Origin of the sequence: Anaerosacchariphilus polymeriproducens, from assembly GCF_003363435.1 — a bacterium.
In the GTDB taxonomy this organism is placed as follows: Bacteria; Bacillota; Clostridia; order Lachnospirales; family Lachnospiraceae; genus Anaerosacchariphilus; species Anaerosacchariphilus polymeriproducens.
The window spans coordinates 331293-353185 of record NZ_QRCT01000050.1 but is presented as its reverse complement, the minus strand read 5'-3'; the positions used below and the strand labels follow the sequence as shown (position 1 = coordinate 353185).

At 32.8% G+C, this 21893-nt stretch carries 25 protein-coding genes; 1 reads left to right on the top strand and 24 read right to left on the bottom strand.

Annotation, left to right across the window (positions count from 1 at the left end; translation table 11 throughout):
- Positions 1-20: 20 nt before the first annotated feature.
- From DWV06_RS17070 to DWV06_RS17040, 7 genes are all read right to left on the bottom strand, one after another.
- Entirely contained in the window at positions 21-1439 is a 1419-nt protein-coding gene (locus DWV06_RS17070; RefSeq protein ID WP_115483415.1) for a sensor histidine kinase, read from the bottom strand.
- Entirely contained in the window at positions 1440-2129 is a 690-nt protein-coding gene (locus tag DWV06_RS17065) for a response regulator transcription factor (protein ID WP_115483414.1), read from the bottom strand.
- Between the two features lie 56 nt (positions 2130-2185).
- Positions 2186-4123, bottom strand: a complete 1938-nt coding sequence (locus tag DWV06_RS17060) for a serine hydrolase domain-containing protein (protein ID WP_162300670.1) — start codon at positions 4121-4123, stop codon at positions 2186-2188.
- A 77-nt stretch (positions 4124-4200) separates the two neighbouring features.
- Entirely contained in the window at positions 4201-5064 is an 864-nt protein-coding gene (locus DWV06_RS17055; protein WP_115483412.1) for a S66 family peptidase, read from the bottom strand.
- Between the two features lie 21 nt (positions 5065-5085).
- Positions 5086-5367: a DUF3953 domain-containing protein gene (locus DWV06_RS17050; RefSeq protein ID WP_115483411.1), complete on the bottom strand. Its 282-nt coding sequence runs from the start codon at positions 5365-5367 to the stop codon at positions 5086-5088.
- Between the two features lie 27 nt (positions 5368-5394).
- Positions 5395-5970 (bottom strand): NAD(P)H-dependent oxidoreductase, encoded by a 576-nt coding sequence (locus DWV06_RS17045; RefSeq protein ID WP_162300669.1) that lies wholly within the window; start codon positions 5968-5970, stop codon positions 5395-5397.
- A 51-nt stretch (positions 5971-6021) separates the two neighbouring features.
- On the bottom strand, positions 6022-6576 hold the full coding sequence (locus DWV06_RS17040; RefSeq protein ID WP_162300668.1) for a CDP-alcohol phosphatidyltransferase family protein: 555 nt from the start codon (positions 6574-6576) through the stop codon (positions 6022-6024).
- Positions 6577-6778: 202 nt separating this feature from the next.
- Between DWV06_RS17040 and DWV06_RS17035 the strand changes: the two genes are divergently transcribed.
- Positions 6779-7003, top strand: a complete 225-nt coding sequence (locus DWV06_RS17035; protein ID WP_115483408.1) for a hypothetical protein — start codon at positions 6779-6781, stop codon at positions 7001-7003.
- A gap of 66 nt (positions 7004-7069) precedes the next feature.
- On the opposite strand, the gene DWV06_RS17030 is transcribed toward DWV06_RS17035, so the two are convergent.
- From DWV06_RS17030 to DWV06_RS16950, 17 genes are all read right to left on the bottom strand, one after another.
- On the bottom strand, positions 7070-7459 hold the full coding sequence (locus DWV06_RS17030; RefSeq protein ID WP_115483407.1) for a hypothetical protein: 390 nt from the start codon (positions 7457-7459) through the stop codon (positions 7070-7072).
- Between the two features lie 15 nt (positions 7460-7474).
- Positions 7475-9196, bottom strand: a complete 1722-nt coding sequence (locus DWV06_RS17025; RefSeq protein WP_115483406.1) for a hypothetical protein — start codon at positions 9194-9196, stop codon at positions 7475-7477.
- Positions 9197-9893: 697 nt separating this feature from the next.
- The gene (locus DWV06_RS17020; protein WP_147289879.1) at positions 9894-10289 is read right to left on the bottom strand and encodes a polysaccharide deacetylase family protein; all 396 of its coding nucleotides are present in this window, start codon (positions 10287-10289) and stop codon (positions 9894-9896) included.
- Positions 10290-10341: 52 nt separating this feature from the next.
- On the bottom strand, positions 10342-10557 hold the full coding sequence (locus tag DWV06_RS17015) for a hypothetical protein (protein ID WP_115483404.1): 216 nt from the start codon (positions 10555-10557) through the stop codon (positions 10342-10344).
- A gap of 281 nt (positions 10558-10838) precedes the next feature.
- A complete protein-coding gene (locus tag DWV06_RS17010; protein WP_115483403.1) occupies positions 10839-11696 on the bottom strand; it encodes a hypothetical protein in 858 nt (285 codons plus the stop codon).
- 52 nt (positions 11697-11748) lie between these two features.
- Entirely contained in the window at positions 11749-12078 is a 330-nt protein-coding gene (locus DWV06_RS17005; protein ID WP_205027780.1) for an immunity protein Imm33 domain-containing protein, read from the bottom strand.
- Positions 12075-12602, bottom strand: a complete 528-nt coding sequence (locus DWV06_RS17000; protein WP_115483402.1) for an ankyrin repeat domain-containing protein — start codon at positions 12600-12602, stop codon at positions 12075-12077. Before DWV06_RS17000 ends, DWV06_RS17005 begins: the two co-directional genes overlap by 4 nt.
- Before the next feature lie 12 nt (positions 12603-12614).
- Positions 12615-14312 carry an HNH/ENDO VII family nuclease gene (locus DWV06_RS18720; RefSeq protein ID WP_205027779.1) on the bottom strand — a complete coding sequence of 566 codons (1698 nt, stop codon included), beginning with the start codon at positions 14310-14312 and terminating at the stop codon, positions 12615-12617.
- Positions 14313-14503: 191 nt separating this feature from the next.
- On the bottom strand, positions 14504-15241 hold the full coding sequence (locus tag DWV06_RS16990; protein WP_147289878.1) for a hypothetical protein: 738 nt from the start codon (positions 15239-15241) through the stop codon (positions 14504-14506).
- A 323-nt stretch (positions 15242-15564) separates the two neighbouring features.
- Positions 15565-16488, bottom strand: a complete 924-nt coding sequence (locus DWV06_RS18715; RefSeq protein WP_205027778.1) for a peptidoglycan-binding domain-containing protein — start codon at positions 16486-16488, stop codon at positions 15565-15567.
- Between the two features lie 3 nt (positions 16489-16491).
- Positions 16492-16734, bottom strand: coding sequence for a phage holin (locus DWV06_RS16980; protein ID WP_115483400.1), 243 nt, complete (start codon positions 16732-16734; stop codon positions 16492-16494).
- 1 nt (position 16735) lies between these two features.
- A complete protein-coding gene (locus DWV06_RS16975) occupies positions 16736-16957 on the bottom strand; it encodes a hypothetical protein (RefSeq protein ID WP_115483399.1) in 222 nt (73 codons plus the stop codon).
- A 51-nt stretch (positions 16958-17008) separates the two neighbouring features.
- Positions 17009-17653, bottom strand: coding sequence for a DUF4376 domain-containing protein (locus tag DWV06_RS16970; protein ID WP_115483398.1), 645 nt, complete (start codon positions 17651-17653; stop codon positions 17009-17011).
- 89 nt (positions 17654-17742) lie between these two features.
- Positions 17743-18303 carry a hypothetical protein gene (locus DWV06_RS16965; RefSeq protein ID WP_115483397.1) on the bottom strand — a complete coding sequence of 187 codons (561 nt, stop codon included), beginning with the start codon at positions 18301-18303 and terminating at the stop codon, positions 17743-17745.
- Between the two features lie 15 nt (positions 18304-18318).
- Entirely contained in the window at positions 18319-19059 is a 741-nt protein-coding gene (locus DWV06_RS16960) for a hypothetical protein (RefSeq protein ID WP_115483396.1), read from the bottom strand.
- 3 nt (positions 19060-19062) lie between these two features.
- Positions 19063-20013: a Gp37-like protein gene (locus DWV06_RS16955; protein ID WP_115483395.1), complete on the bottom strand. Its 951-nt coding sequence runs from the start codon at positions 20011-20013 to the stop codon at positions 19063-19065.
- On the bottom strand, positions 20004-21887 hold the full coding sequence (locus DWV06_RS16950) for a hypothetical protein (RefSeq protein WP_115483394.1): 1884 nt from the start codon (positions 21885-21887) through the stop codon (positions 20004-20006). The genes DWV06_RS16955 and DWV06_RS16950 overlap by 10 nt, the downstream gene beginning before the upstream one ends.
- Positions 21888-21893 lie beyond the last annotated feature (6 nt).

The following is a 21893-nucleotide window of genomic DNA, read 5'->3' as shown; positions in this document are numbered from 1 at the left end:
CTCTTCTTGTCTACCGTTTTCTATACTTCATTTATTGGAAGAACAAACTGTACCAAAGTTCCCTGTCCTTCAACACTTGTAATCGAAATATTCCCATTGTGCTTTTGTATAATTTCATTGGCAATATACATTCCCAATCCCATACCGCCAGCTTTACTGTTTCTTGCTGTATCACCTCTATAAAATCGTTCAAATATACGTTCTGCTACTTTCTCTGACATACCTGCACCATAATCTTGAATCTCTATTTTTGCAAAAACATCATCTTTACTGAGAGTTAATCGTATTTTTTCACCATCCATACCATATTTTAATGCATTCTCAATTAGATTTCGTAATACCCGGCTAATTCGTTCCCTATCCCAATTCACAATCATTTGCTCATTTGGAAATTGAATTTGCAATTCATATTGGTTTTTTTCTATTATCATATAATACTCAATCAATATCTCCCTGATCAACTCTGCAATGTCAAATTTTTGCTTATTTAGTACCAAAGTTCCAAGATCTACTTTAGAATATTCTAACAACTCTTTCAAAAGTTTATCCATATAAATTGCTTTTCTATGAATAATATCTGTGTATTTTTTTTGTTCTTCTTCGGTTTCATATATTCCATCTCTGAGCATTTCTGAATAACCAAGGATTGAGGATAGCGGTGTGCGAAGATCGTGTGATATATTAGAAACTAATTCTTTACGATTTTGTTCATATCGTTTTTTTTCTTCGTATTGAAACTGAATTTTTTCAGCCATACAATTAAATTTCCCCGCCATAATTGCCAATTCATCCTGCGCATCCGTATTCATTCTGACATCTGCTTTATCTAAAGTGAATTCACTTAATATATCATACATTTTATACAAACGACGCATTGTCCTGCGGCTGAACAAAAACATACACAAGCCTGTTATAATAACAGTTATAATAAAACCAAATACTGCAATTTTTCCTAATATGCCATGCCCCCTTGCCAAATTAAAAGAATATGACATTGCTTCGAAATCACTGTTTTTTACAAAGCAGATTAAGAAGTGTTCAGAACCGTTCATTTCAAATCCACTACCGATCACACGATATTGACTGGTATCTTGATTTTTCTGTTCAAAAGAATCAAGAAGTTCTGAGACAGAGCCAATAGTAGGAATCCTACTAACTGAAATCCACTCATTTTTAGCTGAAAGCACCGCAAATCTCATATTAAAGAAATTGTTTTCTGCTTCCATCAGTTCCCTTTTGATATTATCCTTTGTCCAATCAGTCTTTTCTTCTTGGTACAGTTGCTGTTTTACAGTATGTAATGCATTTTGCATCTCATTTTCTGTTACACCGCTAAAATATCCGGAATGCAGAATATAATAAACACTGAACATAAAAATAATCACTGACATCGAAATCGACAAAAGAAAAACAATCGATATTTTGGTCTTTAATTTCATTTATTCTCCTCCAAAACGATATCCTATCCCACGGATAGTCTGAATCCACTTTGGAGCTCTCGGATTTTCTTCAATTTTTTCGCGCAATCGACTGATATATACCATAACTGTATTGTCATCCTCAAACATCTCATCCCATACTTGATGATAAATTTGACTTTTCGTAAATACTCTATTGGGATTTTCCATAAAAAACTTTAGTAGTAAAAGTTCTTTTCCTACAAGTTCAACTCTTTTGTTTCCTATCGTTACAAGATAACTATTAATATCCATCTTCAATTCTTTATGCTGTAAGATACGCTGCGCCTGTTTTTTTCTACTCACTTGCCTCCTAAGATGCGCTTTCACTCTTGCCATCAGCTCTCCCGGACTAAATGGTTTTGTGACATAATCGTCAGCTCCCAAACCGAGTCCTAATACTTTATCATATTCTTCCTCTCTGGCACTTAGGTAAATCACGGGTATCTCTGTATCCATATTCCTAATATGTCGAAGTACTTCAAACCCATCCATATCTTCCATCATAATATCAAGCAATATAAGATTTACATTTGTATTCTGCATTATCTTGAGTGCCTCAGCTCCATTTGAACAAGGAATTCCAACAATTCCTTCCCTTTCAAGATACTTAATTAATAAATCTCGTATTTCCTCTTCATCATCAATAATTAACACCATCTGTGTATTCATATGTAACACCTCATATTTAGTATATCATCCTTTTATATCTCGGGCAATATACTCATTCAATAGCGAAAACCGAGAAGATTCCAATAGTTAAAAAGAAATATAAAAATAATAGATATCATTAAAAACGTTAAATCAAACAATCTGATTTTTATTCTTCCCTTTCTTTTAACCCACTCATAAATTACGCAAATACCAAATATAATCACACCTACTGTACCGATGATTGGCATCATTAAATTTAATTTCACATCAAGAGGTATACTATAGCGTAATCTTGTTCCCCATCGGAACATACTGTAAATATAAAAGCCTGCATACATAAATGAAATCAAAGTTATTAGTATATATCTGATTTTATTCCATTTTTCTGTAATTTTTCTCTCTTTTCCTAAACACTTGAACACAAAGCACTTACTTACTCTGAGCACAAAAACCAGAATACAGAAGCTATACATCAGTAATCCTGCTAAAAAGGCAGGCATCTGAACTCCACTGGTCTCATACCATGAAAGCTTTTCATAATACCCATGCCAACTACTATCGGACATTGCCATATTAATCACTTTGCTTCCCTGCGTATGAAATACTACATATTTATCACTATCTTTTATCTTATATTTTAATGGTTCCTGTTTCTTTGCTATAAACTTACAAGCTTTACCCGTAAACTCATCTCTACCGGATATTAGGATTTTTCCGCTCTTCAGTTTTTTTATATTAACTTCTCCGACACCACCAAAAGCGTCACCTTTACATAAGGTCGTCTTAGAATAATCACTTAAACGATAGGTCCCAGCCACTTGATAAGAATCGGTTTCTCCTTTCGCCTCATTAATCTTCTGTTTTGACGACTTCATGTTTAAGTAGGAGACAAAAAATGTCCGGAATTCCTCTGTAATATTATTATTACTTCCTTGATTGACAACTATGAAAGTACCAATATTCTCATCCGGATACAAATCCAATTGAGAAAGAAATCCATCTGGTGCATAACCTCCATGACCAACTAAACGAACTCCTTGTTCTTGATATTCACTGAATCCATAACACATGCCCGGCAATATTTCATCATATTCTGCATGTGTTCTGAGAATATTCTCTACCGTACCTTTATCCAGTATCTGCTGGCCACCATAATTCCCATCATTAAGATATGTCTGGATAAAATGCCCCATATCAGTCAAAGAGGAAATCAAACCTCCTTCTGGATAAAGTTTGAAACATCCTTCCAATGTACTCCTTTTCAATTTATTGTTTATACAATTATATCCTGTCGATAACTTCTCATCTTCCATGCTCATAATTGTATCTTTCATTTTAATTGGTTCTAACAAGTTCTTTGCAATATAATCTTTACAGCTCATCCCACTAACTGCCTCGATAATGCAACCTTGTAATACAACACCATAGCTGCAGTATTCAATATGACTTCCTGGTTCGCTTATCACTGTCAAATGCTTTTGATTCATCTCATTTAACAGATATCCACAAGGCATATCCTGTTTTTTATAGGATAATTCCTTTAATGAGCTACTATCAATCCCTGAAGTATGTGTTAATAAATTTTCTACTGTAATCGGTTTATCATATGGGTTCTTAATCTTTAATTCCGGCAGATAAGAACGTATGTCTGAATCAAGTCTTACCTTGCCCTCCTCCACAAGTTTCATTAAAGCTGTAGAAGTAAATACTTTTGTAATCGATGCAATCCGAAATGTAGTGATATCCTTATCAAAGTCCAATTTAGTATCCACATCTGCGAATCCATAAGACTTCTTTATGAACTCTTTACCATCCTTAACCACCACTACGGCAGCCCCAGGAATATTGTTTTTTTTCATTTCTTTTTCAAAAAAAGAATCCAAAGCAGTTTCCATTTCTTTTTCATTTACTACTTTTTTTCCTTGTGCCAATACTGTTAACTCATTCCTATTAACTAGGAATAACATTATAAAAATAATAACACAAAAACTTATAATCTTTGTTTTAGTCATTTTCATCCTCCTTATAGTGATATATTCACTATAATTGGAGTTTTTAAAATGAGTCATAATGGAATCTTAATGTTTTCTTAAACAGAAGAATTTCCTAAATGTATCTCTTTTCCAATAATTAAACACTTGGAATCCTTCCTATGCCCGATTTCTTCCGTCTTAGCAATAGGAATATTCACATTTTCTACTGTCTGCATCACTAACTCCTGTATTGTTGGAATGCAATTTTGTTCTTCCATGGTAAGAAAAGTACCTAATAAAATTCCTCGAATTTCACGAAAGACGCCCATCTGCTTTAACTGGTTCAGATATGTAGTCATCTGCGCCACTTCTCCTCCTCGGCTCTCAAGAAATAAAATTTTATCTTTAAATTCAGGCATATAAGGCGTTCCAGCCAATTTCAAAAAGCATCTGATATTTCCGCCAATAACAACACCCTGCATTTGTTTCCCTTGCAAAAATTGATACTGAAACTCAAGCAGCTCCTTCTTATCTTGAAAAACCAGCTTACAAAAATTTTTAATCTGCCAACTAAATTCTGAAATCAGGTTTCGAATCTGATATAAATATGAAACCTGTCCTGTCTTTGCATAAATTGCATTGATTATCGTGGTCAAATCACTATATCCCCAAAAAGGTTTGGGATTATTTTTGATCTGTTCAAAATCAAGATCATGGAGTAATTCATTTGCTAAATCGCCCCCTGATATATCAAATATTGCTTTTATCTCTTTCTTTTTATAAAACTTCATCAATGCTTCTGCACGTTCTTTTCCTGTACCACTAAAAACTGAATTCGTTTGAAAAATAAAATCACTGCAAATTGGTTCTAATCCTATCTTTCTCAAACATACAATCAAATTTTCAATTATAGGTCTGTAAACATCCAATATTCCATTGGAACAACATACGATACCGACTTTGTCACCTGGTCTTAACATAATTCTGTCCTTTCAAGGTTGTTAAAATATTAAATTTATAATACTAATGGTAAAAACAAAAGCAGCTGCAACAAAACATAAATTTCCAATTATCTTATTCTCTTTATAAATCCTGATTCCATTTAATAAATTCATAACGCTTAATAATAATAATGTAATATTGTTCGTGTTTTTAATTGGCATTATTTTGAGAAAACCAAACAAAGATAATATAATAATAAAACATGCCAAAATTATATTAATAACAATAATAGCTCTTCCAACTTCTGTCTCATTCTTCCATTTTTCTTTAATCTTATTCATATACTCTCCTTAATGGTTTCCAAATTATTAGTTTATAAATTCCTTTACGTCTGTCAACCATTTTTCTCTAATCGAATTGTCGCTCTTTACAATGCCTCTTATAGGCATCCTATGTACACTCTTAACTCCACAAATTTTGAAAATACAAGTATCCCACAAATTTTCCAATGGATCACCGTAAATTTGTTTTTCTACTTCCTCTGGCGTATTTGATGTATTTATAATATAAGCTGTTTCAGCTTTTAATAATCCTATTGATTTTCCTTCCGGACTATATTTATATGCTACACCTCTTCTAAATACTCTATCTATCCATCCCTTTAAGAGCGCAGGTGGTTGTCCCCACCAATTTGGATGAATTATTGCAATGATATCTGCTTCTTGAAGTTCCTTACAACACTTAACAATATAAGAATCTTGAATACTATTAATTTCCATTTCTTCATATTCGCCTTTTGTTAACACAGGGCTAAAGTTATCTTCATAAAGATCGTGATATATGACTTCATGCCCTTTCTTTAAATATTCTTCTTTTATTACATTTGCTATTGCATGATTAAAACTATTTTTATCAAAATTACAAACTACTATTAGTGTTTTCAATATTATTTCTCCCTTCGATTAAACAAGTGGTGATAATATCAATCTCACTTGTTACCTCATACTCTTAATTTCAAAGACCGTTTTTATATCCGGACGATAATCCTCCAGTCTAATTTCGCAAACCAATTCCTCTACCGCCGAAACAGCAGCCACAATACAGACGATTGCACAAACGATAGGAATTCTAACCACTATTATACCATAAGGGATAAGAAAAAGAATTCCGCCAGTTACTTTATTTGAAATTATATGCAATGACGCAAACCGCCGAAATTTTATAGCGCCTACAGTATATGCAGTAATTCTAATGACCACAATTCCAATAATTGCAATTTGACCCCAAACGGGTATCTTATCAATTAATATTGGAGCAATTTTTATGCCTGCTACTATTATAAATATAAGATCTGCAATGCTATCTATTAAAGCACCTGTCTTACTCTCTGCATTCATCTTTCTGGCAACAGATCCATCTACCAAATCTGTTACACCACAGTATGTGTAAATAACGTAGAACAGAATTGATAATGGGGGCGTAAATAATAGTAAACATGCAGAAACGATTCTGCTAAATGTTAAAATATTAGCTAGATTTTTTCCTTGCAAAATAATATACCTCCCGAATTAAAAGCAAACTCATTTTACCATAATAACCTTATTTCTTCAAATATACTGCTGTAAAAGGTTCTTTAATTATGTTAGCGTAAAATTTTATTCGGATTAATGAAAAATAAAAGACAAGAGAACCCCACTTTGTGATAAAGTATTAAGCGACAAAACTAATACAAACAAAGGATAGGAGTTCTCTATGATTAACAATATAAAATATTTTGAAGAAAAATGCATTAACAAATTTGAAAAACTTGAAGACGAATTTATAAAGAATCTACTGCAGTTTGCAGAGTGTTTGACCGGAATCACTGCCCAGCTCCATAAACTTGGTTTATGTATGATAAAGGGCTCACTTGAAAGTATGGATCAGATGCTACAGAAAAGTCCAAAGAATTTAATACGAAAAGCCTTCCACTGGTAGCCTTCTTGAGATCGAGGCGGGCAGAATTCCAGACACAGAATTAATTACACTCTCGTAAAAACATCTTCAACTATCTTTTTTATTTATAGTATCAATTTGTTGCAACATTTCATTTTTATGAGAAATTATATAAATAAAATCATCAATGGGTAATATCATTTTTGAATAAATTTCTTGCATTCCATATTCTTCTCCTATAAAATCAATAATAGTAACCTTATCTTCAAAACATCCCAGTAAATATTGATTTCCTTCTAAAAAAATCCCTTTATATTTATTCCCTTGATAAAGCTCATCTGCAAAATCCTTTTGCTTTTTCTCATCACTACATTTAACAAAATTAATTGTTTCTTCAAAATTATCACTAGCAATTTCTGAAATTAAAAAATCTTTTATTTTAGTTATTGTATTAATACTATATTTTTTTAGTACATCATTAAATTCTATACTACTCAAAACATTAGCCCTCCTTTATGGGATTGGAACAGGATAAACTGTCCAAACATTTTTTAATTCATCATAAACAATTTTTATATATGTTTCTCCTTTTGTTCCTATTACTTTACCTGTATCAATTATTGCAGAATAAGATTGCTGAGCAGCACTTCCTACTCCATTATCAATAATATCCTTAACCGTTCCATTCTCTAAGGCATCTTTTACTATTTTATTTGCTTCTTCAGGAGTAGCTACAGAAAATTTTCTTGCCCTTTTAGCCGTAGAATTCTTTAAATGTTTATTCTTTATTTCAAACTCATCGATATTACATTTTTTTAGCCACTCTTTCCCTTTATCTAAAAATTTATTAACCTTAGCCGACCTCTCAGTAAAATCATCCGCCGAATTAACACCAACCTTAGCCAACTCTTCTTTTGATGTAATACCAAGTTTTGCTAAGTCCTCCATAGAAGTAATTCCTATCTTCTTCAATTGTTCTACGGATGTAATCCCCATCTTTGCCAGATCATCTGCTGTTACACCTAGCTTCACTAAATCATCAATAGATTTGATTCCTATTTTCGCAAAATCATCAAGCGATTTAACTCCGGCATTTAGTAAGTCATCCACAGATCTGACTCCGGCATTTAATAAATCATCTATTGTATTTATTCCTGCATTCAGAAAGTCATCTGCACAGGTGGCAGTCTTTAGAATAGACGCTGTTTTGGTTCCTTGCGCAGCGATTTTAGCAGCTTTCCCAAGCTTGTCCAATCCTTTAGCTCCTGCTAAAGAACCAATCACATAACTTACTGCAAAAAAGATACCTTCTTCTTCCACCGAGTCCATAGCCTGCTGACCTAACGCCGGAATCCATTGGAAACTGAAGAACACTTTGGTTGTTTCCACACCTTCATGAAAGGTATTGGAAGCCCATTTTGGCGGTGAAATATCTAAAGGCTTACAAGCTCCTACAACTACAGCTGACCCCGCAAATGCGATCAATCCGACAGCCATTTTTCCCAGTCCTTCTACCATATCCCATAGAGCTTTTCCAACGCCTCTTACAATCTGATTAATATGCTTTTTGCCTGTGCCGACAATTCTTTTGAACCATTCAACGTTCCCTTCATATGTCTTAAACAGTTTTCCAGCTTTTGATGCATATGTATCATCCATATTTTCAAAAGGAATAACTTTGCTTTCATGGAAGTTGTCTACATCGTCCATGTTTTGTTTTAATATAGTATAACTACTCAGTACTATAGTATTGAAAATCTCGTCTATTTTAGCTCCGTTTCTTTGCTGCTTTTTGATTTCCTCATCATCTTCATTCCCTGTCAGTTCATTCACACCATAGGCATAACCTTGTGAATTTGCTTGGACTAAGACTTTCAAATTTTGTACAATTTCAACTTGTTGGCTAATCTGAAACTTATTCCATGCAATGTCATTACGGTCTACACGCATCATACTGCTTCTATTCTTAGGTTCCATGATGTTCTGCATGTCGGTGTTGTAACCTTGGAACAAATCATAAAGATTTTTTATCTCATTTTTACATTTCTTAATATCTTTCTCTAAATCCTCTTTCGTATCCAGTATCGCATCAATCGATTTCCCTTCACAATGCGACAACTTCTTACACACATTTTTTAATACAGTTTCCATCGTGGTAACTGCTCTTAAATAAGCATTAAGATCATTTGCGATTTTCTCTGTTTTTTCAAAATATAATTTTAAATCTCTTTGCATAACTCCCCCTTACTCAAAAAGTATTCATAAATTCCCTCATTTTTTATTGACCTTACTATTTTTACATAGACTGGTTTATTATGTCAATATTTTAAATATATTAATAATACTTGATTTTTTGTTTAAGTAACTCCCTAACCATCGTTAGTAAATATACTTTCAAATCCGCTTTTGAAAAAAATTAAAATGATTAAAATCTATTATTAATAAAATCTTAAATAAAATCTGGCTCTACCGTTAACATGATTTTTTTACATAATAGTTGGACTTGGTGCTTTTGGCACTGGTGGCTCACCTCTATTTGAAAATTATCGATGGATGATGATTTTTTCTCTGTTTTCATATTACTATATAATAATAAAAAAGGTAAAAAACAAAAATGGTTATTTTATATCTTTTAGCCAACACATATCATAATTCTTTGCACTATTAGTAGATTTTTATAAAATAAATAACTTTTATTTTTGAATCCTGAAGAAAATAACCTTTAGGGTGCTTAATTAAACATCTGTATAAATAGAGGGAAAGCCAGTGGAATTCATAAAAAAACCTCCACTGGCAATTAATTTACATAAAATATAGTATTGTAATAACTTTTAACTATTCTTGCGGTCGGATCTGGGCATCTCCCATATACATATCTTACTCATTTCACGGAAATCGTCTATACTCCAGTCACAGCATTCCCTTAGAATCCTTAATCTGAATCTTCCTGCTCATCTTCATCAATATCTGAATCTAAATCTTCCTGCGTATCTGACACTGCATTGTCATTATTATCCTCATCTATTTCCGGTTTGGGTTTCTTATTTGGTATCTGCTTGCCTGTAAAATCAATATGGTAATCATCTTTAATAATTAATTCTGAGATAGGAACGAAATCATAGCCCTTTTCCTTTAAAGTATCAATTACATCTTCCAATGCATCTGGTGTATATGTGGCCCCATTGTGCAATAAAATGATCGAACCATTTTTTAAGTTCTTATGCTCACATACCTTTTTGACAATAGCATCTGCCCCATAATCTTTCCAGTCAAGAGAATCCACATCCCATTGTATGGTATAATATTTGCATTCCTCCGCTACCTCCAATAACTGATTATTGTAATCCCCGTATGGAGGTCGAAATGGTAAAGAAGTATAATTAATCTAATACAAAATGAAAAGTATCTTTTATAGCTAATTTATAACATATTTTCATAATAATAATCTGCATATATAAAGATAATTCGATATATACATTTATATCAGCATTCTTAGATGCATAAGCAAGTTTTTTTTGTATATTTTTATATTCGTTATTTTTCAGCAATTCAGCTTCGCACCTATTTAAGATATAATTTTCAAATTCTTTATTCATTTAAAATTTCCTCTTTTCTATTGTAATATAAAAAAAATCATACCAAACACACGTTCCTTTTTCAATGCTATTTTTTGATTTTAAGAAATTCTTAATAGATATGACTCAATATTACTACGTTACATATATTTTAACTTACTATTTATCAAATATTGCTAATTTACTATTTTAATAGTTACAAAATAAATAATACCAACATCTACAACAATAAAAAGCCCCCTTGCGTGGATTACAGGGGGTATAATATTCTATTCATGTAATATTAGCTCATATATCACTTTCTACAAGTCACACTTACGTATAGCCTTTTTAAATATAGCTCTATTAACTAAAACATTTTGACAATTGATAATCTTATATGTATCTGTATCTAAAATTATTGTACTTTTCTTTTTATTAATTTCACATTTTTGTATTAAAAATCTTTTTCCATCTGTTCCAAGAATAGCATATGAGCCGTCATTGAATTCAATATAATCAAACTGCTTTTGAATTCTTGCATAATTATTTCGCTGAGTATAAATATAACTTATACAAATTATAATCGAACATAAAATTATAAAAATCAATATCAGTTTTTTTATATTCCAAAATGTAGTAAATTTTGATGATTTTTCTTTTAACATTTTCTTTCTATTTTTTATAGTTAGCTTGCTTTGAAACGTAATATCCAAACAATATCCAAGACAAAAAATTAATACCCAATGGAAAAATATTAATAAGAACGAAGCTTTTACTTTTATTAAAATACCCCCCCACTCAGTCAAGCCATATGATAATAAATAAAAATTTATTATAAACGGAATAAGTATAAAATAAACACCTTTCAAAATCCAGTTACCTTTTGAACCAACTACAATTATAGTATATATCAAATAAACTATAATCACTGTAAAACCAATAATTAATCTATATATATTTAACTCTACAGAAGTCAACATAAACTCATCCGCTACATTAAAATAATCATAATATCCTTTCAACCAAAAATACTCAAATACTTTTATAATATATGTTAATATTGTAAGAATCCCCGGAATAATCACAACCATTTCAGGAATATGCTTTTTGCAGAATAAATATATTACTGCCAGAATATTTCTTTTAGGTTCTATTTTTTCTTCTTTATCCAACCCCATTTATACACCTCAAAGTCCCTTTTAATCCCATTTCATTATTATCAATAATACTCTATATAATAAAATTAACTTTTTCACCTGTCTCAGTATATACAAAAGCCTTTTGATTATTCTCTTCAACTAATATAATATCTGTTCCAATTGGCATATTAAATATTTCAATAATTGCCGGTTCAATTTCAATAATAGTGCCCCAGTCGCATACAACCATATTTGAAGAATCAGATAAAAATTCATCTGTATCTATATCAGATAAAAATCTCCATCCATTATCAACCTCATTTACAGCCTCTTCTCTAACGCACCATTTTAGTTTCCCTTTTCCCTCAAGGATGTTCTTTGATACAACAGAACCTCCCATTCCCATACTTTCTTTTATCATATTTCCTCCAATAAATTCTTCATTTCATCAGTGCCTCTTTCTTCAAGTATTTTTCTTACATTATAACCAAGCTTATTATTTTCATCAACATTAGGCTTACTTTGCAAACATTTACATATAAATTTAATCCCTTCTGTAGATCTACGCTTTAATACTTCTTGGCATAATGTAAACAAAGCTGTATTTCCAAACTTCTTTTCTTTTTTTGATAAATCAACACCTTTATCAAGAAGCTCATATGCTACATCAACTGCACCAACACTATTAATATTAGCAGCTATATAGTGAAATTCATTACATCCTTCAATAGAGACAATATTAACTTCCGCACCACAATCTAATAAAAATTGAGCTATTTCGAACTTTCTGCTTATTAGAGCTTTTTCTAATAAACTTACCCCATTTTTATCTGGTATATTTATTATATCTGAAATAGTTTTATTTTCCATCTCAATTTTACTTAATAAATCTTCTTTATTTCCAAATTTAATAACTGTATTATAATCTGCTTTAATTAAATCCACTACATCATCTCCTTATTCATATAAATGACTTCTATTCGTACTTGGTAATTCAGGTCGATAATTTGCAGGATCTCTATACCATTTTAAGAACTCCTCCTTGCTGATTATCCCATCCATATACAACTTATGCATATCAGAATACTTTTCACCAGGAATGTGCCCCATATCCCATTGTCCTTTTCTAGGTTTTGATTTATCCCATGTAATCTCCTTACCAGTAGGATCATAAACTTTCCCTGTAACTGGGTCTTTTGCATTCTCCCAAACTTGATCAACTTGACCTTTGCCGTAGCTTGGCCTACTATTTGCATATGGTTTCGGAGTGTTCGTGCCACTCTCAACAAAATCATCTGCAGACTTCACACCAACCTTAGCCAACTCCTCTTTTGATGTAATTCCAAGCTTCGCTAAATCATCCATAGAATTAATACCTATCTTCTTCAATTGCTCTACGGAAGTAATACCCAACTTTGCCAGTTCATCTGCTGATTTCACACCCAACTTAACTAAATCATCGATAGATTTGATTCCGATTTTCACCAAATCATCAAGCGATTTGACTCCGGCATTTATTAAGTCATCCAAAGATCTGACTCCGGCATTTAATAAATCATCTATTGTATTTACTCCTGCATTCAAAAAGTCATCTGCACAGGTGGCGGTTTTTAGAATAGACGTTGTTTTGGTTCCTTGTACAGCAACTTTAGCGGCTTTGCCCAGCTTATCCAATCCTTTGGCACCTATTAAGGAACCCACTGTATAACCCGATGCATAAAATATCCCATCTTCCTCGACAGAATCCATAATCTGCTGACCTAAGGCAGGAATCCATTTTAAACTGACAAACATTTTTGCTGATTCTATTCCCTTTTCATATACGTGAGATGCCCACTTAGGCGGATCCATGTCTAACAACTTGCAGACTGCTAATACTTGAACCGATGCGTCAAATACAAGCAATCCTGCTCCCAGTTTCACCGTACCTTCTAACATATCCCAAAGAGCCTTCCTTGCTCCATTTTCAAAATCAGCTCTTGCCTTTATGACTTTCCCGGCAATTCTAACAAACCATTCTAAATTCCCTTCATATGTCTTTAATATTTTTCCAGCTTTTGATGCATAAGTATCATCCATATTTTCAAAAGGAATTACCTTTGTTTCATGAAAATTATCTATATCGTCCATGTTTTGTTTTAATATAGCATAACTACTCGGTACTATAGTATTGAAAATCTCATCGATTTTAGCTCCGTTTCTTTGCTGCTTTTTGATTTCCTCATCATCTTCATTCCCTGTTAGTTCATTCACACCATAGGCATAACCTTGTGAATTTGCTTGGATTAAGACTTTCAAATTATGTACGATTTCAACTTGTTGGCTAATCTGATACTTATTCCATGCAATGTCATTACGGTCAACACGCATCATACTACTTTTATCCTTAGGTTCCATGATATTCTGCATATCGGTGTTGTAACCTTGGAACAAATCATAAAGATCTTTTATCTCGTTTTTACATTTCTTAATATCTTTCTCTAAATCCTCTTTCGTATCCAGTATCGCATCAATCGATTTCCCTTCACAATGTGACAACTTCTTACACACATTTTTTAATACAGTTTCCATCGTGGTAACTGCTCTTAAATAAGCATTAAGATCATTAGCGATTTTCTCTGTTTTTTCAAAATATAATTTTAAGTCTCTCTGCATGACTCCCCCTTACTCATAATAGTATTCATTAATATTTTCCCTCGTTTTTTATTGACCTTACTATTTTTACATATACTGGTTTATTATGTCAATAATTTTAAAAGCATAATTATATTTAATAAGTATAATAAACACAATACGCAGGCGATTTATTTTTCTATAATAAAATACAAAATATGTCTTACAATTTATTATAGAATACTCTTCCAAATTTCAAATAACTCTATAAATAACTTAACAAAATCAAAAACAACCAGTATTGGAAGTATTGATACAATAAATATAATTAAAGGCAAAAAAATAGCAATTCTGAAACATCTTAGAAGTTCTTCCTTTAAAGGCGGTTTTTGTCCTATATGGAACACTCTTCTTCTGCATATAAATTTTATTCTGTCTATTATTATCATTTTAAACTTCTTCTTTATCCAGATTAGATTGTGTGTAGTTCTTATACCTAAAAACTTAAAATCATAAAATTTATCCAAATTTAACACAAAAAAATGTGTTCTTATTTTACGATTTCCCTTAATTTTTATGTCTTTTTCTTCCACTTCATTAAACTTAATTTCTGAAATATAAATATCAAAACCATCCCAAAGAGATATTCTATCATCCATTAATTCATAAAAAATTCTTTCTTTATACGACTTTGTTAAATTATTAATTTCAAAATCAATTTTACTTATTTTTGTAACTCCTTCGTACAATGCAATGTATCCTTTTATATAACGAATATCCATATCACACTCATTAATTATAAGTATTTCAAGTATTTTTCCGTACTTTTCATCTAACTTTCCACGCCACTCAGTTAATAAACCACTAATATACTTTTTTTCAATAGATTCTAAATTAAATGGTTTATGATAACGCTCTATTTCTTCCTGAGCCTTTTTATCCCCTAGCCTTAGAAGATATCTTATAGCCAATATTATACCTACAATGAAAAATATACTAAAGCCATGAGAAAACAATATTAAAAGTGTACGAAACAAAGTTTCTCTAGCTGATGAAATATTATAACAAAACTTTACCACACAGAAGCAACTAAAAAGCAAAAAGATAATTATATAAAGAGGTTTATATTTTTTCCATATTTCGTCAAATAATTTATTAAACATTTATAATTCCTTTCATATTTATTTTTTACTTTTAAAGTTTAGTTCCGTTATTATAATATTGTCAATACTTTCCAGTAAGTTTATGTAAAAAATTGCAATAAAAAAGAGGTGGATTTCTCCACCCCTTCAAATTATGAATTAAATAATTTATCCCACGTATTAGCACCGCATTCACCATCTACGGTCAATCCACTATCTCTCTGAAATTCTCTGATTGCCTTATCTGTAACGTTTCCACAGTAACCATCTAACGTACTTGTATAATACCCTTTTACTCTCAAAGTGCCTTGCACAAGATAGACATCCCTTGTCTTTTTTCCAAGTTTAACGATCTGAGCGTTTCCATATTTGATACACATTGAACCATAGTAGGTATTATTTAAGTCGAATGTATAACCTAACTCTTTATTATTCATTCGAAACTTCCATATACACAAGGATGCATTTCTGGTTTTTAGACCATATATATTATCCTCTACCAGTAATGCACCAAAATGCTTTTTAATTAACTTGCCATAATGCTTATTAATCCATTTTTGATAGTCCACTACTTCAAATGCAAATTTACCCGGCTCATAGATTGAGCTTTCCGTTTTTACACAAGAAGAATAATCAATCTCTTTCACTTTCAACAAATGAGTCCAGGAATTAGACGTTCTGCTGACTTTAATAGTGCCCCAGTCTATCCCCCTGGCTTCTACTACCATACCATCACCGATATAAACTCCAATATGTCCTCGCTTCCAAACTGCCCAGCCTATATGCGAATCATTGATCTGACTAATAGGTAACCTTTCCTGCGCGGTATCGAAGAAGTTAGAACTTCCCCTTAAGACTCCTGTATACCGGCTTATCAACCCACTGCAATCATTTGCAACTTTTCCTATGTATCTCCTAGCTTTCGCCTTGTAAACTGCATCATACACATTGGGACTTTCTTTCGCCCATAAATTTATTAATGACTCTGTGACTACTTGTCCCTTTGCTCCGTATACATATGGAGTTCCCACTTGATTTACTACAAAATTTACTAATCCTTTCGCTGTTTTATCCATGTTTTATTCCTCGCTTTCTTTCAAGTCTTTTAAAAATGCATCTGCTTGTTTGGCTTTTTCTGAAAAGCTGTTATTTTTCCAGAACCCTACAAGCACGATTGCAAGACTAATAAGATTTTCGATTAATTCACCGATTTCACTTTCCGATACGTTTAATACATCTTTTCCTGCCTGTTTTAAAGCCATATTAAGGATTACTACTACTAACATAAGTGTTCTGATAATGGTTCCTTTTGTAATTTTCATTTTATTTTTCCTCTCTTTCTAAATCTGAAATTCTATGATTTGCTACTTTCATCTGCTCTTCTAATACAAATGTTCGTTCAATGACTGTATTATGCTTATCCACTTTCTTCTCTAATTGCTCAATTCTATATGATGTGAGCCTGCTAGATACGATAATTCCACAGAGTGAACCAAAACCACTCCCACACAAAGTGATAAGTGCTACGACAACACCTTCATTCAATTTAACTCCCTCCTTCCTGATATAACCCTTTATAAATGAACATGTGGATTTCTATTTTATGGTCGTATCCCATGTAACTGCTTTTACTTCATCAATCGTTGTAAGACTGTTCATATAAACTTTCAAATTGTCATACCTTGCTGTTTTTACTTCCATATGTCGTTTTAAATCCAGACCTAACGCAAGCATCTGTTCCGGTGTCCATACTTCACAAATGTCCTGGTTAGCATTTTTCCACTTGATTTCTTCTGTAACTAAATTACTTAATCTTAACTGTGCTAAAGAAACAAGGCCATTGATTCTTGATTGATCTGTGATTTTACAATCATAAGGAAGTTGCGTGACTCCATCAAAAGCACAGGAAAGGAATTCATTTATAATTTTCTGTTCGCAAATAGCACTTAACTCCTCTATTTTATTTGCTTTTACTTCCTCCAGTGTTGGAGTATATGGCGTCGCATCCTGCGCTTTCGGAGCTGTACTTCCATCATTGGAAAACTGTACCCCTCCATCTAAAATTTGATATATCGTCGTAAATTTTTGATAATCACCTAGAAGTTCTTTATTTTCTCTATAAGTATGAAATCCACTTGTATTCTTTGGAATGGTTCCATTCAGCTGCACAATATGTTCATTCACCTTTTCAAATTCAACATCAATAAACTCCTGCAAGTCTAAAAATTTTACTTTGATCATGTCTCACGCTCCTTTTTGCATAAAAATAAGACCTTGAAGGTCTCTAAGTCTTCTGGTTGCTTTCCTTATTTATGAATGCCTGGTATTCCTTACGGATCCGTTCCATATACTAAAGTTCCACGCACAATCGCCGTTGAACCCCCTGCTACGTATGCGCGAAAGACACCACCCGTATTTGAAATCAGCCCTTGCACTTCTACCCCTCCTTGATTGGATGCAAGCGGAGGATAGGAAATCGTCTTAGGCTTATAAGCTGCAGGAACTGTAAAAATATCCGTTGCGACACCATTTTCGATTGCCGTTGTCAGCACAAGATTAAAGTTAATCACAACTAATTTTAATCCCGGATAAAAGTTAGCTTCCATTATTGTGGAACGTCTTGCTGCATGAAATATAATCTGTGAGGTAAAATCAACCGGTGTGATCTTCGAAATGATATCTGTATACAGTTCATTGATCACGCTTGCATCTACAAAATAACCTTGTCCCGTAGTTGCCAGCACTTCACTTTTCGTCATTAACATATTTTCTTTATTTATTTTTTTGAACAATTCCGCATCTAAGCTATCCATATTCGAATTGTTGCTGTCAATTGAAAATTGCTCCGCCGGCTCCGGTTTTAACAAGTTATAATTTGACGTGTATTTCATTTACTCACCTTCCTTTCAAATTTTACCTTCTATTTCCGCTATTTTTTTCATAAGAAAATTAGTCTTATCTAAAAAAGCATTGTAGTTATCCGTTACGGTCCGTGAAAGTCTTGTGATTTTATAATTCTGCTCATTATAATGATTCGATACCGTATACTTTAATTCTGCCAATTCTTTCTCATGCTTAGCAGCTAGTGCTGATAACGTAACCATTCTTTTATTCAATTCATTATAATTATTGATGACCGTAGTCGTAAGATTGGTGACCTTGCCACTCAATGCAGTATTTAACGCATTCATATACTCTTCCAGTGCAATGAGCCCCTTCACTAATTGAAATTGTGAACGAATACTTACAATGTTCACGCCCTGCAGTACTACTTTAAATAATACAAAATCTCCATGAAGCGCAACTGCCGGCGTGCTATTACTTCCCTTAATTGGTACAAGCGTAGTTCCTTCGATTCCTGTCGTTGGATCTTTTGAATACCTTAAGACGATCAGATCCGTTCTATTTACGCCCTGCGTCCCATTTTGAATTTTTACATCTTCATAACTGGCAATAATACTATACCTTCCGCCATGCGATATGACACCGCTTTTAATTCTTACTACATTATCACTTAACAATTCTGTTTCCAGCTTATCTAAAACACTGAGCACATAGTCGTTGGTGCCAACAATTCCTTGATTGATATACATATCATCCACTGACTTGATTTGTGCATATCCTGCTTCACCTGTTATTAGTTTCATTTTTCATTCACCTGCCTTATATTCAATGGACTCGTAGTCTTCATAAATTTTAAGTATTTTCCTAGTTATTTCTGTCTCGATTTTAATTCCTGTCCTATAATCTCTGGCCGATACAGTATCATACAGTCCAATGTCTACGCCTTCTATCTCTACCTCAGCCTTTTCATACTCATAGGATTGCAGCTTTTTGATTCCTTCTGAAATTAGAGCACTCTCATTCTCAGCAGAAGAATAATCATACACATCCGCTATTTCATCCAAGCCAAAATAGTGCTTCGTAGTAGATACCTTTCCTGAACCATCTAAATATAGATGAATCACGGTTCTATCTTTTAATTCTCCTTTTCCAAGACAAATTAAATGATTGACTCTAGCATTGTCTCTTGATACCGAAAGATTGATATTGTAATCACTCGAAAATTCTACTTCATTGGAATAATTCTTTATGCGTTCCATATAAATATGTGCTTTTCCATCTTTTTCATAGCGAATAGACATCCTACGTCCATACTGTTTTAACATACGATCCAGACCTGACAGCAAAGTACAGTGACGGTCAAATTGATAATTGGTTACCGTTAAACTGTTCGTTTCACAAATAAAAAAATCATCCATAGAAAAGGATGATAGAAATACATTTATAATAGAAGAAACATTACCACTAACAATTTTATAATCCGATCCCAAAGGCGGCTCAATAATCTTTTTACTAAGTATGCCTCGAAATGTCGGTCCATGATAGGTGACCGAATCTTTAAAAGTCTCCGACATGATCTTCTTTGCAATACCGCCATATTCCGAACCATAACAGCCAATGATGCCGCCTTTTTCAAAATCTTTTACGCAATCCATGGTTAGTTCAAAGTCCTCCGCTCCTCCTATCTCCATATCAATATAAAAATCATGTAAAAATCCTTGTTCTTTTCTCTTTGGATCAGTATAGATCATCTCCATTTTGGTTCACTCCTCTCATCAAACAAAATCAGGTCAAAACCAAATTCTCTGTTCCAGCTTATCGTAAGATTTCCAGCTGGTATTTTATCGAATAAAGATTCTTCTTTATATCTTTGATTGAACAAACTCAAAGAAGTGGAATCTTCAAAATATTGATAGACCGTCTTATTTCTGGAATCAATGATAATATATTCCCCGCGTTCTAACGTCGCAAATACTTTATAGGTATGCCCGGCTATCAAAATGGTAGGATCACTACACGGACCATATAGAATCATTTTAAAATTTGATGCAGCTAAGGTTTCATTATTTATGATCTCATCTACCTCATTTGCTGCATAGCCTCTTGGATACCCATGTGGATACATACCAAGACTATTTGGTTCTTCGTTTCCAAAATCCCCATAGATAATATTTTTTATATTGCTTATTTTCTCTATGGATTCCATTGTTTGTTGGTCTGCAGTCGATAATGGGGTAAAATAACTCTCCTTCAAGACATATAGAATCTTAAGATTCTCATAGGAAGCATTCTTTAACATTCTGACGTACAGTTTCGTGCCATCAATATGCACGAACTCTTGACTTGGAAACAACAGACAACTTCCATCGTCTCGCACATTGTTATAGTATGCTTCTGATTTAAAAGTTGCATTGATAATAGGTAGCTGTTCCGAATCCGTATAGATCATGGTCGTACCTTTAAACGTCCTAAAATTACTTAACTTCCCTTGTAAATCATTGGAAAGTTCCGCGATCACATTGCTTTGTTTTAACTTCCATATCCCATCGATATCTAGAAATATTTTATCATCAAGATATAATGCACCTGTAAACTCAATCAATATACTGCATCTATCAATTCCGGCTTCCAGATCCGCAAAGGAATAATGGCTTAGATTCTCATAAGTATATTGTGATAAATATTCATACGTATTCGTTACAGCATTCTTATCTGTTCCTCTGATGCTCATCAAATGAAAACTGGTAATACCGCCTTCTGTTCCATAAATTTCAACAATCGCAATGGAATCCTGCGCATTTTCACATACAATCTCATATCCATTGCGTGTTGCGATGTCATTTAATTCTTCGCTAGAAATTTCATTCATTCCGGCAACTAATTGATTACAAGATAAAATTCCATTGCTTTCTTTCCCTAGTTCCTTACAATACGTGATATAGTTGCCTTCTCCAATTTTTAAAAAATCAGAAGGGCGAAAGAGTTCGATTTCTATATTTTTTGTAACTCCCCATACCCCTTCTCTTTTGCTAATATAATCATAATAATCATTGATATGGCAAAGCGGCAAAGAAGAAATCGTATGATTCTTAGAGCCATTTGCAGTTACCACAGAAAATGTGACCTTGCCATCTTCTCCTCTGGAATGAAATAACGCATCTGTATGCCCATTCATTACATATTCTGAAAATAAAATACTGACAGTTCCAATAAATGAAAAAGGATTCTCTTTACACCAGAATGGATCTTCTAGAATAAGCTTTAACGTAAGTTCCATAGAATCAAAGGATTCTTCCCATTCCTCCTTATTGGATTCAATGATATAACAACAAATAAAATATTCTCCAACATACAGTGTGCCTTGTTGTTTCTTTAAGACATCATATTCAAAGACATCGTGCAATTCATTAATGGAAGCGTGATATTCCTCCTTGGTTTCCGCAAATATAGAAAGTTTTATGGTGCGTTCCATGATACCTCGTTTAAAACCTATGATTTTACCACCCATACGTTTATTAACACTGCTTTCATAATTCCATGCATAATCAAATAAGTCTGCAGTCTGTAACATATAAGGCCATGACAGAAAATCTATCTTTTTATTTTTTGAGTTCAGATAATATACATTCACTTTCGA

Coding starts and splice junctions, on each gene's coding strand:
- DWV06_RS17070 (WP_115483415.1), bottom strand. CDS start 1,439: ATGAAATTAAAGACCAAAATATCGATTGTTTTTCTTTTGTCGATTTCG.
- DWV06_RS17065 (WP_115483414.1), bottom strand. CDS start 2,129: ATGAATACACAGATGGTGTTAATTATTGATGATGAAGAGGAAATACGA.
- DWV06_RS17060 (WP_162300670.1), bottom strand. CDS start 4,123: ATGACTAAAACAAAGATTATAAGTTTTTGTGTTATTATTTTTATAATG.
- DWV06_RS17055 (WP_115483412.1), bottom strand. CDS start 5,064: ATGTTAAGACCAGGTGACAAAGTCGGTATCGTATGTTGTTCCAATGGA.
- DWV06_RS17050 (WP_115483411.1), bottom strand. CDS start 5,367: ATGAATAAGATTAAAGAAAAATGGAAGAATGAGACAGAAGTTGGAAGA.
- DWV06_RS17035 (WP_115483408.1), top strand. CDS start 6,779: ATGATTAACAATATAAAATATTTTGAAGAAAAATGCATTAACAAATTT.
- DWV06_RS17025 (WP_115483406.1), bottom strand. CDS start 9,196: ATGCAAAGAGATTTAAAATTATATTTTGAAAAAACAGAGAAAATCGCA.
- DWV06_RS17015 (WP_115483404.1), bottom strand. CDS start 10,557: ATGAATAAAGAATTTGAAAATTATATCTTAAATAGGTGCGAAGCTGAA.
- DWV06_RS17010 (WP_115483403.1), bottom strand. CDS start 11,696: ATGGGGTTGGATAAAGAAGAAAAAATAGAACCTAAAAGAAATATTCTG.
- DWV06_RS17005 (WP_205027780.1), bottom strand. CDS start 12,078: ATGATAAAAGAAAGTATGGGAATGGGAGGTTCTGTTGTATCAAAGAAC.
- DWV06_RS18720 (WP_205027779.1), bottom strand. CDS start 14,312: ATGCAGAGAGACTTAAAATTATATTTTGAAAAAACAGAGAAAATCGCT.
- DWV06_RS18715 (WP_205027778.1), bottom strand. CDS start 16,488: ATGGATAAAACAGCGAAAGGATTAGTAAATTTTGTAGTAAATCAAGTG.
- DWV06_RS16980 (WP_115483400.1), bottom strand. CDS start 16,734: ATGAAAATTACAAAAGGAACCATTATCAGAACACTTATGTTAGTAGTA.
- DWV06_RS16970 (WP_115483398.1), bottom strand. CDS start 17,653: ATGATCAAAGTAAAATTTTTAGACTTGCAGGAGTTTATTGATGTTGAA.
- DWV06_RS16965 (WP_115483397.1), bottom strand. CDS start 18,303: ATGAAATACACGTCAAATTATAACTTGTTAAAACCGGAGCCGGCGGAG.
- DWV06_RS16960 (WP_115483396.1), bottom strand. CDS start 19,059: ATGAAACTAATAACAGGTGAAGCAGGATATGCACAAATCAAGTCAGTG.
- DWV06_RS16955 (WP_115483395.1), bottom strand. CDS start 20,013: ATGGAGATGATCTATACTGATCCAAAGAGAAAAGAACAAGGATTTTTA.